Consider the following 15,501-nt stretch of genomic DNA (forward strand, 5'->3'; position numbering starts at 1 on the left):
TAGCCGGCCCGTTCGTCTATCGGTTAGGACCTCAGATTTTCATTCTGGTAAGAGGGGTTCGATTCCCCTACGGGCTACTTACATCTTAAAAAACCATTGTATAACATCAGTGGTTTTTTAAAGACAAAGTAGTAAAGCTATATAAAACATAACTAACCGGCCCGTTCGTCTATCGGTTAGGACCTCAGATTTTCATTCTGGTAAGAGGGGTTCGATTCCCCTACGGGCTACAAAAGGACTTTTTCGGAAGTCCTTTTTTCGTTTCTATGCAAGACTTCAGCTATTATTCCAAAGCATCCGCAGATTCCTGCTTCTGCCATCATTATTCAGTCTAATATCAAATTAAGTGACAGCCTCTGGTAAATTTATCATTAACCAGGCAGGTCATGCTACTTCCATTATTACGATGAAGTATATTAAATTTTATTAAAAATATCACTAATAATGGAAATATTATTTCCTGTTTCTTCCTTTTATTCTTACATTTGAATAAAAACTATTCACTCTAAAATATATAACATGAAATTCAATTTACTTTTGGGAAACCGAACTTCTTTTAAGGCTGGTTTGATGGCTTTATTTTTATTTTCTGCCAGCACAATGTCCTTTGCTCAGAACAGAATTTATGCGCATGCACAAAGCTCAGGCGTATTTGGTGTTGCGTGCCTGGGATGTCATATAGATAATCCGCTCAATGCCGTAGGAGATAATGAAAATGATTATTCAACAATGGTATTGGGAACGGCTCTACTGGGAGGAATTCAGCAAACGCTGATTTTTCCTGACCTGAGATCAGACACAAGGCTGGTTGTAGGAATCGGGACGGATAACATTCCATTATCCGTACAATTATTAAGTGGTGTAACTCTTGAAACAATGAATGGAGGTACATCCAATGAGGACAGAAGAACGATTGATGTCAGCCTTCTTAAACTGGGAGCAATTCCCAACAGAGGTACAGTAGAATTCAAGCCAACAAAACCTTATGACGGAATAAGAATTGGTTTAACCGGAGGAGTGTTGAGTCTGGGTGGTGGCTTCAGGATTTATTATGCCTATCAGGATCCTCTGGTAAACATTATGGCACACAGCCAAAACGGACAGATTACTCTTGGAGGAAATGTTCCGGTGGAAGGTTCTGAAGTAACACTGTTCAATACTTCGGGAAAAGAGGTATTCCGTTCAACACTGAAATCAAACACATTTGAACCCAGACAACCAGACGGTCTTTATATAATGAACGTAGAAACTAAAGACGGGAAAACATATTCCAAAAAAGTTTTAATTAAATAATTCAATACCGACAACAAAAGTACGGTAGGTTCTAGCCTGCCGTATTTTTCATTTACTTTCAAAGCGGTTTTAAAAATCACATTAAATAAAACAAATTCATAATCACAAATATCAACAAATTATTAACAAATCACATAAATATGAAATAAAATAAACAACATAATCATTTTATTTATAAATTTACAAAAAGCTAAAACCCAAAATTTTCTACATATGAAAACTTATTTATTACTTAGCCAACGCACAATGAAAGCTGCAATTTTGGCATCATTCCTATTTTTAACGAGCGCAATGTCTTTTGCACAGATTGTAAAAACTTATGCAAGCAGCCAAACCAATCAGGTACTTGGTATATGCTTAGGTTGTGGTGTTTTGAATCCTCAAAATGCAGTAGGAAGTAACGAAAATGACTACTCTACCCTTCAGGTTTCAGTAGGTCTTCTGGCGAGAACGGAACAGACATTGATCTTCCCTACTACCAATATCGCGAACAATACCAACAAGCTTGTTCTAGCCATTGGTTCAAACGGAACTCCTCTGTCTGCCCAGGTATTGGGAGGTGTTTCTATTGAAACATTTAATGGAGATGTTTCCAACAACGATTACACAAGTCTTGCCACAAAACTGATCAACCTTGGCGCCGGAGATCCAAGCAAAGGTGAAATCGAGCTTACAATGAATATTCCTTTTGACCGTATCAAAATCAATGTAAATTCAGGATTATTGAATATTGGCGGTGAGCTTAGAGTATATTACGCTTATCAGTATAAAGATCCGTTCATCAACTTTATGGCTCATAACCAAAACGGACAGTTTACTCTTGATAAAAATATTTCTGCGGCCGGTTCAGAAGTAACCCTGACCAATACTTCAGGAAAAGAAGTATTCCGTTCCAAGCTGACATCCAATACATTTGAAACCAAGCAGCCGCAAGGAGTGTACATCATGAATATCACTACAAAAGAAGGAAAAACATATTCTAAAAAAGTGACCATCAAGTAAGGAAAAGATACATAACAGATCGGGCCCGGCAAGCTTTTAAGCTTGCCGGGTTTTTATTTACAATTCAATATTTACTAAAAAACCCTGACCAATTTGGCCAGGGTTAGATTAACAAGATTGACTATCTAAAATAGTATTAGTTTTTGATAACTTTTTGCTGATATACCGCTTTATCTGTTACCGCTTTTACAATATAAACACCCTTTGGAAGAGCACTTACATTGATTTGTCCATTATTCAGCTGTGCATTGATAACTCTGCCAGAAGCATCATAGATAGAAACATTCTGAATTTTCTCCTGTGTTTTAATGGTAAGAATATCAGTAACCGGATTAGGATAAATGCTGAATTCAAGTTTCTTCACCTCAGCAGTAGCCAGAGTTGATGTTGTACTGTTCACCGTAAGTGTTTTCTCCACTAATTTACCATTGGAATTAAAGCTGATCACAATATCAGATGTACCTGAAGCAAGTGGTGTCAAAACAAGCTCATCATTATTATTAATCACTGCGGCAACAGCTGTAGGATTGCTGTTTGATTTTATAGACTTTACAACGGATACCGTCATGTTGTCCGCATCAGAAATTACTGATTTCAGATCAATCGAAGTCGTATTAGTTGCTGTAAGCTGTGAAGGTAAAGTATTGCTTACAACAGGAACTGAATTATTGGTAAATACCGTCAATGCAGGGAACCAATAATAATCATTCAGTGTTTTGGTATTGACAAGAGTTCCGCTCATATTGTAGATATGAATCCAGTTTTTCTGGAAGTGTGCACCATACCCGCTTTCTGTGGTATTCAGAACAATTTCACCGGTAACGGGGTTTACACGAAGAGCTGCACCGTAAGGAATTTGCTTAAACTGCCCTGTCTGTCCCGGAATTGCTGCAAAGTTTTCGTTAAATGTTTTTGTTGTAACATCAAATCTTACAATCTGTGTTCCTGAACTAAAGCTGCTGATAGAATTGATCCAGTATAAGGCATTTTCTTTATTACTTGCCGTAAATCTTCCCGCATTCCATGCTCCCCAGTCCCCAATGTATTTAGTGGTAGGAATATTATAAACCTGTGTTGCAAAGGTGGTAGGGTTGATGCCGATCAGCTTCTGATCCTGAATTCCCCATACACTTCCGTCTTTAGCCTGAACTACTGAATAGAATCCCCCGGCAACAGTGCTCACGATAGTATCAGTATTGGGATCGATTACTAAAATTCCGACCCCCTGCTTCACTGCAAATACATATTGTGAAGTACGGATCATATTTCCAATCTGACCGGTTCCGCCGGTTCCGGTAATCAAAGAACCTACCTGCAGATTATCAATATTGAAAAGGACAATTCCGGTAGAAGTACCGATATAACCTTTATGTACATTCACTCCTACAAAAGATCTTCCATCACCACCTCCGATGTTATTAAATCCTGCAATTTTCTGCATGGTCTGCGCATTGGCTACAACCAGTCTTCCACCCGGCGTATACTGGGTATCTCCTCCATCGGCAGCCTGCTTTGATACGAAGTAAAATTTATCCCCGTAGATTGTTCCGTATTGTGTAGTGGCACCGAAAGCCTGGTTATTGTTTGCATTACTGTAGACACGATAATTGATCTGACCATTATTATCAATAAAATTTACAGAACCGTTGGTATGGCCAAACCATTCTTCGTTTACCATAAAATATCCGTTGGTATAGTTTGTAGAGGCTACATATGGAGAAACCGGAGTAATAGTAGAAGAAACAGGTGTTTCATTAAATCCTACATTGAAATTCCATACATCCCATGAACCATTTTGCAATGTACGTGAGGAAGCTCCAACACTGGAATATCCGAAATCTGCATCAGTCGGATTTTTCACCCAATACGCCCAGTATCCGTTAACGGTCCATCCTGACTGCCAGTGATCATTGGCCGCGTCTACAATTGTATAGCTGTCGAAATCATAAGCCGTTGTGTTTACAAAACCGTTTACAGGATATAACGGATATGTGGTATTTCCGTTTTTAATGAGAGCATTGGTACCTTGACCGTTAAGATCAAAACCTATTCCCCCGACTGCTGATCCGAACTGTGTTCCCTGATACAGCAATGTGTACAGCCTGTGATCTGCTTTAGCAATAGCTTTCAGCATGTCTTCTCCTGTGGCATTTCCGTCCCATTTGAATCCCCAGACCATAGCATCAGGATTTTTAGCGTCATTCCACTGTACTACAAAAGCAACCTGGTTGGCTCCTGACCCTACCCAATACTGAATATCAGAAAAACTGATGGTAGTGGTATTAAGTTGACTGATCCCCGAAATATCATTTCTAGGTACTCCCTGAACTTTTATCTGTGCATTGGATAAACATGCAAACAGAAAAAGCATCATAAAAAGATAAAACTTTTTCATTTTTATTAATTTAAATAGATTGTATTATTGACTTGTTATTTGAAATGTAAGTCGTAAGCTCCTGCCACTTCTGTAGAAACCTCTCCCAGCCAGCCGGCTTCCTGATTAACTCCTGTATATATTTTCATAAAATCAATTCCGGGAAGTTTTACATATTTTCCGCTTCTGTCTACTGCCCAGGAAATATCGATGTTGGAAGCTTCATCATTATTCGGAGCATTATCAGCATATCCAAACGCATACGATTTTCCTACCCAATAGGAACCGTCTCCGTTCTGATCGAAGAAATTATTTGCAAGCCTTGTCCCCGAAAAGCCGTAAGAACTATCGGTAAACCACAAAGGATAATAGCTTTGTGCGTGAAAGGTATTTTTTGTTTTGAATCCCTGATTACCCAGATTGTCACTCCACTTGATATATTCCACATCGGTCTGCCAGAATTCAGTTCCGGCTACAGGTGTTTTATTTTCGTTAGGTTTATAATAGGTTATGCTGTAATCTTTTACGGTTGTGTTTTTAAAATATTCACTGCCAGCAATTTCGTACCATTCATCATTATCCGGCTTTCCGTTTTTGTTTCTGTCATAAGCGACCATAATAACTCCCGGTTCACAGGATCCTGAACGTTGATCCGCGGCATCATTTCCAAAGAATGCATTTCCGAGTATTTTAAAATCACGTCCATTTAAATTCGGAATGGTATGATCAAAACCGAACACTACATATCCTCCATATCCTCCCAGGCTGATCATGGTAGAATTTCCTCCCACCAAAGATTCATTGGCCTTCTGAAGCATATTCGCAACAGTATTTCCTGGTAAATATTCCGGGATTTCATTCATGAACTGCCCTACCGCAGGACGAAACTCCAATACTTTTGAAATGTATTTACTGTAAGGTGTTTTTTCTTTGTTAACAATGATTTTAGAATGAAAAATCTGTTCGTTTCCTTTACTGTTAATCTTTAAAGTCAGAGGATAAGCATCTGCATTCAGACTTATAAATTCAAGCTCAGGGCTTTGAGAAATAATAGAATCGTTAATACTCCACGTAACCGATCCTGATGCATTCGTAGGAATACTTAATACTTTCAAGCGCTCAATAGTGTAAGAATCATCAAGCCCTTTAAATGTAAATTCATCTTCGTCATCGTGTTTACATGCTATTACTCCTATAAGGAAGCATGATAGAATTCCGGCTTTTAAATAAGTAAAGCTATTTCTGTTCATTTCTTTAATGTTTGGTTATTTGTATAAAAAAGCGAAATGGGCAGGGATATTTCCGCCTTCCGTTTTCCATTTAAAGTGTCCGTTTTTATCAAAGCAGTACACAAATCCCATGGAAACGTAATTTCTGGCATCTGTGATGTAGATATCTTCTGTAATGGGGTTTACGGCTATTCCGTAAGGGGTTTTAATAGCGGTTTCATATTCTTTATCAAAAATACTGTTGGCGATAATCTCTTCTGTTTTCACATCAATGATCCCGAATGATTTTTTATAGCTGTGGGTATTGTAATTGAATTCATTGCCATAGAAATAGAGTTTATCATTAACAATTGTCATTTCACTGACTGAGAGGTGAAAATTTTTCTTGACAGCTCCTGTTGATGCATCTATTACATAAAGGTTGGAAGGAACATTATAATAGTCTCCTCTGGAGCTCACATACAGATCACCGTAATTGTCTTTTTTAATGTGATGAAGATTAATGGCAACTTCTATTTTTTTAATTTCTGTAAAAGTATTCAGATCGACTACGGAAACTGTATTGTCATAATCAGGCGCTTTGTATCCTCCGGAATTGGCTACAAATAATGTATTTCCCACAATTTCCATTTCTTCAGGCTGGTATCCTACTACAACTTCACGCTTGATAGTGAGAGATGTTGTGTCAATTTCCACTACTTTCCCTTTCGGGGCTTTCGGGTTAATCGCTACCGGGCCGGCATAACTGCTGGCATAAGCTTTTCCATCTTTGAACACAAGATATCTGCAGTTTTGCAAAGGAATTGAAGTAATACGTTTCGCGGTTCTGGCATCCAGCACTTCAATTTTGTTGGAAACGTTAACAACAATATAGAGTTTGCTACCATAGATTTTAATATCATTTCCCACATCTCCCAGTTCTTTTACCACATTGGGATTGATTTCCGCATAAATATTTCTGAAATAAGTTCCCTTCGTATAATCAAAAAAATCAAGGGTACATTTGTTACTTCCCATATTGCCCTCATTCAGCATATAAAAACCTTTTATGGCTGTATTTTCTGAAGGCAGCCCTTCCACCACTTCCTGGCGTACAATAATATCATCTGTACGGCATGACGCAAGAAAAGCTAAGACAAGAAATAAAAAATAAAAGTTTAGTTTTCTCATAGGGTGAAGTTTAGAATAAGTTTAAAGTTTCTTCCTGGCATCGGATAATTGATGACCACATCATAGTATTGATTGAAAATATTATTCATCTCAAGGCTTACTTTAAATTGATGATTCGCCCAGTTGAATTTTTTCTGAACAGAGAGATCATGCGTATACCAGGGCTGCACATAATTGTACTGAATATTGTCCTGGTTCACATCATATCTTTTTCCTACGTACATTGCACTGTAATTGAAACTCCAGTCTTTATAATCTGCCATCAGACTGAAAGATCCGCTATGCCATGGCGTATAGGGAATCTGATTTTTGTAGAAAGTATCTTCAGGATCACTCACATCTCTTGCACTTTGATAAGTATAGGAAAGCAAAGGTCTAAGAGTTACTTTTCCCAGCTGAAGTTCTGTCTGTATATTCACATCAGCACCAATGATTTCAACCATTCCAAGGTTCATCATCAGCCAGCGGAACATGCTTCCGTTGGGAGCGGCTACAATTTTGTCCTGTACTTTATTGTAATAACCATCTACTTTAGCATAAAAGGTTTTAAAGAAACGATTGGTATAATTCTTCTGATAGGTAAATCCAAGGTCATACTGATTGGTAAATTCAGGCTTTAAATACGTGTTCCCGATATTGGTATAATACAGATCATTAAAGGTTGGAAGTCTGAAGATTCTTTTATAGAATTAAGGGTAAGCTCCGGAATGATCTCCGGCTGATAACTCATAAATACGGCTGGCGTCCATTCTCTGGCATCTCCCGGCCTTTTGTTTTTCCTTACTTCTTCAAATGTAAAGGTTCCCAACAGGCTCCCCAGAATTTTGAATCTGTTCCACTGATAGGTTGTTGCCAGGGCAACCAATGTGGTATACCGTGTAGGATAAGAAAAGTTATCCAGATTAGCATCCAGATTATTGTACTGAAAATCCCCACTCAGGCTGACATCCCAATTGGGAGTAATTGAATAAATATTAGATGAAGAAAGATAAAGCTCCCTTTGAATATAGGTGTTATCAGTATGAATAATAGACTGCGAACGAACCGTATCCATAAAATGGGTATAATCATAAGCGAATTTAGCTTTTAGCTGAGTTTCGAATTTCGGAAACAGCTTTTTCCTAAGATTGGCCTGTACAAAATAATTCTCATCGGAAAGTCTCGCTCCTCTTCCTCCAAAACGGCCATTCACAATGGGAGCCGGCATTCCACGGTCTGAAATATAACCATACCCTCTGATATTCCAGCTTCCGTTATTTAAAGTTCCGTTGAGAGCAGTTTCAAAACGTTTTGCTTTGATATCTGAGTCCTGTCTCTTTGCGATGGTATCATAAGCCTGCTGTCCGTCCGGGTATTTCTTGGCATACCGGAACCTGTAAATTCCGTCACTCTGCATAAATTCTCCGCTGAAGCTGGCAGAAACTCTGTCTGAAATCTTCTGTTCCAGCCTGAATGAAGGATTAAAGAGATCTATGGAAGCACTTTTGGCTCTTATCACAAGATTGGTTTTTCTTGTTCCTTTAAACAGAGGAGTTTTAGGCTGTAAATAAATAGATCCTGAAGAACCGAAATCTTTTGCAGGTTGAAAAATCTCACTTTTCTGTCCGTTGTATAATGATATTTCTTCAAGATCATCCAGAGAATATCTTCCGAGATCAACAAGTCCGTTCTGGGCATTCCCCAACTGAATTCCATCATAGAAAACCCCTACATGCTGGCTTCCCATACTCCGGATATTAATGGTTTTTAAACCACCTAATCCGCCGTAGTCTTTAATCTGGACACCTGAAAAATACCGTAAAGCGTCAGCAACAGAGTGGCTATTCAGCCTTTCCAGCTGCTCGCCTTGTAATGTTTGTGCAGGAAGGATTTCTTTAAAATTCTTTTTATAAAGATTGATTCCTTTAATGGTCTCCTCCTGAAGACTGTCTTTTTTCTTAGTTTGGGAAAACAAAAGCTGAGATGTTAACACCAGTATGGTGAAAACAGCTTTATGAATTGCAGAAGTAGTTAGTTTTGCCACCATTAGCTCATTTAGGATAATGATGACGCTAATGGATATAAGAATACAACGATAAAGCACAGCTGTCACTGCACAGAATCATTGATGTCCTAAGCTTTATTCCACGAAAGCGTCAAACGATTATTATCTGGCAGGTCTTCTGACTTACTCCATTTTTGAAATCCTTCCCATTCCTAAAAACAGTGGATATATTCTTCAAAAACTTTGGTGCGGAGCTTACAGCAGCGGGTCTGTCCCGGATTTGCACCGGATTCCCTTTTAAGAGCTTTTACGGCTCACCAAATTCCGGCAAAGATAAATAATTATTCCTAATACCCAACTAAAATCATGATTTATAAACAATTAAAGCTCCCGAAGGAGCTTTAACATGATTTCAACAAGGGTTTCTTTTTAAATTCCAATATTCAGAAAAATACTGAATCTTGATCTGGCTTCAATATCTCCTCCTGCCAGATGAGTGTACATGGGAAGCATGACTTCACTTCCCAGGCTCAGCTTTTTATAGGAAGCTTCAAAGCCTAATTTTCCGTACAAGGCACTTCCTGCAGTATTCGGTAGCGCTTCATCAAACTGTTTATTCTGAGCATATACTTCTCCCTGAACTCCGGTTTTTACAGAGAATATAGATTTTTCGTTTCCGGCAACCTGATAAAAACCTGTCGCAGCATAGTTCCATTGGTTTCCGAAACGGTAATTTTTCTTGTTCTCTGTTTTGATCGTATAGTCTGTATTAACCAATACTGCTAACTTATTTTTCTGAAATTTGTAATTCAAAGCTGCCTGATAATCCCAGCTTCCGGTCCCCAATTGAAAACTTGGATTGACACCGGATGCTCCTTTCTCATCAAATTTTCCCAGAGGAATTTTCACACCCAAGCCTCCGCTCACATGATGGAAATTATCTTTAGAACTCATCAACTGGTAAATTCCCATCAGGTTCAGGTCTCCTATCCCATTGATTTTAATATCTCCCTGCATCGTTTTCTTTTCATGGAAATGGAAGGGCAGACTTGCGTAAACGCTCAGTTTTTTCGTCAATGGAATTTTCCCCCAAAGCTGCAGGGTATTAAAATACTGATCTTGGGTAAGGTCTTTTACAAATAAATTCTCTTTGGCTTTGTAATGCTGGGCGAAGTATTTGATTCCAATAAACTGTGGATTCAGCAAAGATTCAAAACCGGAAGATCCGTTTCCTGCTGCACAACCACAAGCATCACAATCATCATCAAAATCGAATCTGCTAAAGGTCTCCGGAGCGCTATAAGCACTGTCTCTTATGGTTTTTGCCTGATACTGATTCAACAGGATCAAACTTAGTATCATTATAATCTTCTTCATATTTCTATAAATTATTCTGCAAATTTTGGATTGGATATAAAGCTTTTATCCGATAATGTTTTCAGGAATGCAATGATCGATTGCTTTTCCTGACTGTTCATGGCAATTCCTACATGATCGTTCTGTTTCAGCCGAGGATCAAGATTGGGATTATCTTCCACCTGATCTGAATAGAAATTGAGCACAGCCTCTAAGGTGTAAAACCTTCCGTCATGCATATAAGGCGCTGTGTATTCTACGTTTCGCAAGCTTGGGACACGAAATTTCATCCAGTCAACCTGATTGAGAGAAACTCTGTACCGTCCGGCGTCTTTGAACTCCGTATTGTAATACATTCCTGTGTTCCGGAAACTTTCGTCAGTAAATAATTCTCCGCTATGGCAAGAAGCACATTTCTGATTAAATAATGCCATTCCCTGAGATTCCGCCAAAGTCAATTGTTCTTTTCCCTGCCTGAATCTGTCATATTTTGAATCTGCAGAGATTAAAGAAGCCATAAACTGTGATAATGCCTTTAGAATTCTTTCACCGGTAATGGTTTCGTCTCCATATGCTTCTCGGAACAGTTTTTTATATTTCTGATCGTCTTTTATTTTCGAAATCGCTTCCGGTATAGAGCTGTCCATTTCATTCACATCTGTAATGGGACTTATTGGCTGTTCATTCAGATTATGAATCACACCGTCCCACATATATCGTTTCAAAAAAGCCATATTCTGAATAGGTGGCGCATTCCGGATTCCTATTCTGTCATCCACGCCATGGCTTACAGTATGGCCGTGATGAGTAAAAGCATTTTCCTGGATATGACAGAAACCGCATGAAATGGTATTATTCCTGGAAAGTCTGCCTTCATAGAATAATTTTCGTCCCAGCTCCACTCCGTTTTTTGTCACAGGATTGGCTGACTGATCGAAAGTCATTTCCGGGAAATACGAAGGAAACTTCAGGTTGTAAGCTTCGTCCTTTTCCAGTGGCTGGATAATCTCATCAGAACATGAAATAAAGCTTAATACGAATACAAGCAGAACCAGGATTGTTTTGATAAAAAAATTAATCATTGTGAACGTGGTCTACTTTGAACATTTTTGTAAGATTATTGGTAACATCTACCAGGTGCTGATTTGAGCCCATCAGCATGTCATTGGCTGTGGTAAGTGTAAGGGGTTTATCTCCGCTCAGGAACTGGTTCAGATCTGCCAGAATATGAAGAGATGGACGAATCTGTCCTGTTACTCTTGCTGTTGTCGGAAGATTTAATGTGATTTCACGGTATAGGTCAGCCTGTTCGTTAGCAACAACATTTCCCATGTTTCCGGTATGGTTCATAAATTCCTTGGAAGGAGCATCTGCACCATATTTTCCTTCCAGTTTTACAAAAACATATCCTGCAGCCCATGACCAGGACATTCCTTTCTGCTTGGCTTTCGTCCAGAATTCAGCCTGTCCGTCCTGTCCCAGCAGATACGCTTTCTGACTGATTCCCAATCCGAATCTTATTTTTTTATAATTGTTTTTCGGAATGCCATCCAGATTAAGGTAGATAATTCCGGCTACGGCATCTGCCTGATCGACAATAAATGCACCTTTATCAGGGTTGTTTTTATTGTATTTAAACTCGTTCCCGTTCTCGTCTATCAGTGCGATATTACTGATGACGTATTTCAAAGCAGAAAAATTATGTTTCTGTCCGTTGGAAGAAGTCTGAACGGTCTGATTCAGGACAATGTCTCCTACGTTATTAAATCCGTTTTCAAACTTGATCTGAAGTTTCCCGGGTGTAATATCCTGTGGATTATCATCATCTCTGCTGCTTTCGCAGGCTGTAAAAGAGAATAAAATAAAGGCAATACAGAATAGTGATAAAAATTGAGAAATTTTCATTGTTGATTTTTTTAAGTTGAATGTTATTTTGGATGTGTTATTTTGAATGTGAAAACATTCTTTTTTACCACAAAAGACACAAAAGCTCTTACACTCAAGCTATATAAGTGATAAGTGTATCTATAATAAAAACACTTAAGCTTTTAAAAATCAAAGACTTTTAATTTAAATAAGCTTTTGTGACTTTTGTGGTTGAATAGTGAGAGTTTTAACTTAAAAAACCGGTGGTTTGAAAATGTGGGTAAGAAACAGAAAAGAATAGGCTGTTTCGTAAGTGAAGTTGAAATTGAAAAACGGTCGTCTTTCCGTAGCATTAATAGCCGTAGTTTCAGGAAGGATATAAATATCAAGAATTTTCTGTCCTGAGTTTTTAAGTTTCTGGAAAGGTGAAGATTCTGAATCATTAGCTTTGGCCAATTCTTTACTCAGATAACATTTTCCATTACAGTGAATCTCTGGTCTGTTTTTATTAATGCAGAGAACCTTAACGATATAATCATAATTTACAGCATACTCTACCACGGGTACTAAAGGTCTTAGCACCATATAAAAAGTAAAAAGTATGCTGTAAAATAATTTCATCAGATTATTTCTTGCTTATCGCATCGTCATATCTTCTGCTGATTTCTTTCCAGTTGGTAACATTCCAGATTGCGGTAAGATAATCTGCTCTTTTGTTCTGATATTTTAAATAATAAGCATGTTCCCAGACATCAATTCCGAAGATAGGAGTTCCTTTTTCTTCTACGACATCCATCAGAGGATTGTCCTGATTTGGAGTTGATGAAACGAATAGCTTCCCGTTTTTATCTACAGAAAGCCACGCCCAACCGGAACCGAAACGGTCTGCTCCTGCTTTGCTCATTTTCTCCTTGAAGGCATCCAGACTTCCGAAAGTTTCATTGATGGCTTTTGCTAATTTTGCAGAAGGCTGTGTATTTTTCTGAGGTGTAAGAACCGTCCAGAACAATTCATGGTTGTAATGTCCTCCGGCATTATTTCTTACTGCAGCAGGCAGTTTTGATACATTGGAAAGAATCTGAAACAACGTTTCTTTTTCCTGTGGGGTTCCTGCAATGGCTTTATTCAAATTGGCTGCATAAGCTGCACCGTGTTTTGAATAATGAATTTCCATCGTTTGGGCATCAATATTTCCTTCCAGAGCATTATACGCATAAGGCAGAGGAGTCTGCTTAAACTGAGCCAGTACGAACTGAGCCGCGAAAACTGCACTTAAGGCAGCTATTTTCATAATCTTCATAACGTTTTTGTTTATGGTTGAACAATGTTTATTCTTAAGATGGAAGATGGGAGATGGAGGCTGGAAGTAATGAATGTAGTAACATATTTCTTCAACTTCTATTTACCTTTACGGCCATCTCAAAAATCGCCAGAGCTGCATCGTCTGGAATAACTTCCAGCTTCAGGCACCTAGCTTCCATCTTCCCTATTTCAATAATTTCTTAATATCCTCAATCAGAATTTCTCTGTCCGGGTGGTATTTTCCTGTGAGCATTGGAGTTTTACCTTCCGGATCTTCATAGTTTAATCCTGAATAATAAAGGATCGGCATATTTTCTTTATTATATCTGCAGCGGATATTTCCGTCCTGATCTACCAGAGCAATCATTCCGCTGTGGTTCAGGCTTTCTCCTTCATCTTCTTTATCGCCAACGTAGATATTAAATTTATCCGCAAGATCACCAATATAGGTTCGGTCTCCAATCAGGAAATGCCAGTTCGGGGATTTTGCTCCTATTCTTTCAGCATGTTCTTTCAATGCTGCAGGGGTATCATTTTCCGGATCAATACTGATGGAGATAATACCGAAATCTGGGTCATTAATCTGATTCTGAATCGCCTTCATATTGGTATTCATCACCGGGCATATGGTAGGGCATTTGCTGTAGAAAAACTCAACAAGATATACTTTTCCCAGCATGTCTTTATTGGTGATTTTTTTACTGTTCTGATCGGTGAGTTCAAAATCCGGAACTTTCATCACAGTGTAAAGATTCTTTTTAAAATAACCCATTCCTACGCCAATTCCCAGGAAAAGCAATGCAAATAACGCGATAGGAATGATTACTTTACTTTTATTATTGGGCTTCTTATTTTTGGGCATATTTTTCAGGATTTTTTTTGAATTCACCTTTGCAGTACACACTGCAAAAACCGTACGTTTTATTTTTATATACCACGGTATCTTTAATAGATCCGGCTGTTTTCATATGACAGACAGGATCTTCTTCGTTCACTACCTGAACATTTTCTATTTTCTTTCCGGAGGAGTCCATGTGGCTTGCATGCTTTACCTTAGGCGTTTCTTTGGTACATGACAGCAATGATACCGACAGCACAGCAGCCGAAATAATAAGATATTTCATTGTAATGTTAAATTGAAATTAATAATGTTAAATAAATTAATAACACAAAAACACAGGTTTAAACTTACGGAATCATAAGTCGTTTATTGTATTGTGCAGTGTGTTTTCAATGAATATAAGTAAAAGCTTTTAAGAACCTCAACTTATAAACTAAAAACATAGTTTAAAAATAAAAATTAAGCTAACGGAGGATGGAATATCCTTGAAAAGTATTCTGAAGAATGAGAATTAAAGTAGCCCGAATCCGGAACATCAGTAAGTAACTCCGAGTTCAGCTGTGAGGAAAATGAAAGAATATCATGAGATATAAAGACATCTAACCCGGCAATCTTTATCGTTTGAGAGCTATTGGACTGTTTTTCTGTTTTGGCTAGTTCTTTTTCCACATAGCATTTTCCGTTACAAGTTGATTGCGGTACATTTCTGTTCTCACAAAGGTTTTTAACAATATAATCATAGTTCACAGCATAGTTTACCAGTGGCAAAACGGGACGTAATGCAATGGTAAAAATGATGAATATAGAAAGTATTAACCTCAATGATTTATTCTCTGTTACAAATATACTACTTCAAAATTGTTTTACCACAGATTTATGATGAATGTCATTATGGCTATCTACTGTTACCTATAAAAATCGCAAAACTGTGCCTGTCGCCGGTGTAATATTATTCCGAACTTTGAGTAAGACTTTAAACCTGAATAAAAATTTAGTTCTTTATATACAATTTAATCTTGTTGATAAAAGCTTTGCTGATGTTTTTGGCAGAGCTTTTTTATATTCTTTGTTTTGTTGGAAATCG

General features: G+C 38.0%; 15 protein-coding genes, 2 tRNA genes and 1 riboswitch. Of the genes, 4 read left to right on the forward strand and 13 right to left on the reverse strand.

What is annotated here, in order from left to right; all coding sequences use genetic code 11:
- Positions 1-5 precede the first annotated feature (5 nt).
- The 4 genes from ACE3RB_RS07180 to ACE3RB_RS07195 all read left to right on the forward strand — a co-directional run bounded on the left by ACE3RB_RS07180 (position 6) and on the right by ACE3RB_RS07195 (position 2,295).
- Positions 6-77, forward strand: a tRNA-Glu gene (locus ACE3RB_RS07180).
- An 81-nt stretch (positions 78-158) separates the two neighbouring features.
- A tRNA-Glu gene (locus ACE3RB_RS07185) sits at positions 159-230 on the forward strand.
- Between the two features lie 289 nt (positions 231-519).
- A complete protein-coding gene (locus tag ACE3RB_RS07190) occupies positions 520-1,293 on the forward strand; it encodes a T9SS type A sorting domain-containing protein (RefSeq protein WP_374463600.1) in 774 nt (257 codons plus the stop codon).
- A 246-nt stretch (positions 1,294-1,539) separates the two neighbouring features.
- Entirely contained in the window at positions 1,540-2,295 is a 756-nt protein-coding gene (locus tag ACE3RB_RS07195; protein WP_374463601.1) for a T9SS type A sorting domain-containing protein, read from the forward strand.
- 136 nt (positions 2,296-2,431) lie between these two features.
- On the opposite strand, the gene ACE3RB_RS07200 is transcribed toward ACE3RB_RS07195, so the two are convergent.
- The 13 genes from ACE3RB_RS07200 to ACE3RB_RS07260 all read right to left on the reverse strand — a co-directional run bounded on the left by ACE3RB_RS07200 (position 2,432) and on the right by ACE3RB_RS07260 (position 15,239).
- Positions 2,432-4,690: a DUF5074 domain-containing protein gene (locus ACE3RB_RS07200; protein ID WP_374463602.1), complete on the reverse strand. Its 2,259-nt coding sequence runs from the start codon at positions 4,688-4,690 to the stop codon at positions 2,432-2,434.
- Positions 4,691-4,725: 35 nt separating this feature from the next.
- Positions 4,726-5,919, reverse strand: a complete 1,194-nt coding sequence (locus tag ACE3RB_RS07205; RefSeq protein ID WP_374463603.1) for a cell surface protein — start codon at positions 5,917-5,919, stop codon at positions 4,726-4,728.
- 15 nt (positions 5,920-5,934) lie between these two features.
- On the reverse strand, positions 5,935-7,068 hold the full coding sequence (locus ACE3RB_RS07210; protein WP_374463604.1) for a YncE family protein: 1,134 nt from the start codon (positions 7,066-7,068) through the stop codon (positions 5,935-5,937).
- Positions 7,065-7,745: a TonB-dependent receptor domain-containing protein gene (locus tag ACE3RB_RS07215; RefSeq protein WP_374463663.1), complete on the reverse strand. Its 681-nt coding sequence runs from the start codon at positions 7,743-7,745 to the stop codon at positions 7,065-7,067. Before ACE3RB_RS07215 ends, ACE3RB_RS07210 begins: the two co-directional genes overlap by 4 nt.
- On the reverse strand, positions 7,685-9,094 hold the full coding sequence (locus ACE3RB_RS07220) for a TonB-dependent receptor (RefSeq protein ID WP_374463605.1): 1,410 nt from the start codon (positions 9,092-9,094) through the stop codon (positions 7,685-7,687). The genes ACE3RB_RS07215 and ACE3RB_RS07220 overlap by 61 nt, the downstream gene beginning before the upstream one ends.
- A gap of 108 nt (positions 9,095-9,202) precedes the next feature.
- A riboswitch (cobalamin riboswitch) is annotated at positions 9,203-9,389 on the reverse strand.
- Positions 9,390-9,481: 92 nt separating this feature from the next.
- Positions 9,482-10,429: a transporter gene (locus tag ACE3RB_RS07225; protein ID WP_374463606.1), complete on the reverse strand. Its 948-nt coding sequence runs from the start codon at positions 10,427-10,429 to the stop codon at positions 9,482-9,484.
- 11 nt (positions 10,430-10,440) lie between these two features.
- Positions 10,441-11,490 carry a cytochrome-c peroxidase gene (locus ACE3RB_RS07230; RefSeq protein WP_374463607.1) on the reverse strand — a complete coding sequence of 350 codons (1,050 nt, stop codon included), beginning with the start codon at positions 11,488-11,490 and terminating at the stop codon, positions 10,441-10,443.
- Positions 11,483-12,313 (reverse strand): MbnP family protein, encoded by an 831-nt coding sequence (locus tag ACE3RB_RS07235; RefSeq protein WP_374463608.1) that lies wholly within the window; start codon positions 12,311-12,313, stop codon positions 11,483-11,485. The genes ACE3RB_RS07230 and ACE3RB_RS07235 overlap by 8 nt, the downstream gene beginning before the upstream one ends.
- Before the next feature lie 213 nt (positions 12,314-12,526).
- A complete protein-coding gene (locus ACE3RB_RS07240; RefSeq protein WP_332388356.1) occupies positions 12,527-12,895 on the reverse strand; it encodes a hypothetical protein in 369 nt (122 codons plus the stop codon).
- A 4-nt stretch (positions 12,896-12,899) separates the two neighbouring features.
- A complete protein-coding gene (locus ACE3RB_RS07245) occupies positions 12,900-13,574 on the reverse strand; it encodes a superoxide dismutase (RefSeq protein WP_374463609.1) in 675 nt (224 codons plus the stop codon).
- Positions 13,575-13,760: 186 nt separating this feature from the next.
- Positions 13,761-14,438 carry an SCO family protein gene (locus tag ACE3RB_RS07250; RefSeq protein WP_374463610.1) on the reverse strand — a complete coding sequence of 226 codons (678 nt, stop codon included), beginning with the start codon at positions 14,436-14,438 and terminating at the stop codon, positions 13,761-13,763.
- On the reverse strand, positions 14,425-14,700 hold the full coding sequence (locus ACE3RB_RS07255; protein ID WP_374463611.1) for a YHS domain-containing protein: 276 nt from the start codon (positions 14,698-14,700) through the stop codon (positions 14,425-14,427). The genes ACE3RB_RS07250 and ACE3RB_RS07255 overlap by 14 nt, the downstream gene beginning before the upstream one ends.
- Before the next feature lie 176 nt (positions 14,701-14,876).
- Positions 14,877-15,239: a hypothetical protein gene (locus ACE3RB_RS07260; protein WP_374463612.1), complete on the reverse strand. Its 363-nt coding sequence runs from the start codon at positions 15,237-15,239 to the stop codon at positions 14,877-14,879.
- Positions 15,240-15,501: the final 262 nt, after the last annotated feature.

It is taken from the genome of Chryseobacterium sp. (assembly GCF_041914225.1).
Classification (GTDB): Bacteria; Bacteroidota; Bacteroidia; order Flavobacteriales; family Weeksellaceae; genus Chryseobacterium.

Bases quoted from the DNA above. Each gene is read 5' to 3' on its own strand.
- ACE3RB_RS07195 (WP_374463601.1), top strand. From the start codon at position 1,540: ATGAAAGCTGCAATTTTGGCATCATTCCTATTTTTAACGAGCGCAATG.
- ACE3RB_RS07190 (WP_374463600.1), top strand. From the start codon at position 520: ATGAAATTCAATTTACTTTTGGGAAACCGAACTTCTTTTAAGGCTGGT.
- ACE3RB_RS07220 (WP_374463605.1), bottom strand. From the start codon at position 9,094: ATGGTGGCAAAACTAACTACTTCTGCAATTCATAAAGCTGTTTTCACC.
- ACE3RB_RS07245 (WP_374463609.1), bottom strand. From the start codon at position 13,574: ATGAAGATTATGAAAATAGCTGCCTTAAGTGCAGTTTTCGCGGCTCAG.
- ACE3RB_RS07205 (WP_374463603.1), bottom strand. From the start codon at position 5,919: ATGAACAGAAATAGCTTTACTTATTTAAAAGCCGGAATTCTATCATGC.
- ACE3RB_RS07255 (WP_374463611.1), bottom strand. From the start codon at position 14,700: ATGAAATATCTTATTATTTCGGCTGCTGTGCTGTCGGTATCATTGCTG.
- ACE3RB_RS07200 (WP_374463602.1), bottom strand. From the start codon at position 4,690: ATGAAAAAGTTTTATCTTTTTATGATGCTTTTTCTGTTTGCATGTTTA.
- ACE3RB_RS07250 (WP_374463610.1), bottom strand. From the start codon at position 14,438: ATGCCCAAAAATAAGAAGCCCAATAATAAAAGTAAAGTAATCATTCCT.
- ACE3RB_RS07225 (WP_374463606.1), bottom strand. From the start codon at position 10,429: ATGAAGAAGATTATAATGATACTAAGTTTGATCCTGTTGAATCAGTAT.
- ACE3RB_RS07235 (WP_374463608.1), bottom strand. From the start codon at position 12,313: ATGAAAATTTCTCAATTTTTATCACTATTCTGTATTGCCTTTATTTTA.
- ACE3RB_RS07240 (WP_332388356.1), bottom strand. From the start codon at position 12,895: ATGAAATTATTTTACAGCATACTTTTTACTTTTTATATGGTGCTAAGA.
- ACE3RB_RS07230 (WP_374463607.1), bottom strand. From the start codon at position 11,490: ATGATTAATTTTTTTATCAAAACAATCCTGGTTCTGCTTGTATTCGTA.
- ACE3RB_RS07210 (WP_374463604.1), bottom strand. From the start codon at position 7,068: ATGAGAAAACTAAACTTTTATTTTTTATTTCTTGTCTTAGCTTTTCTT.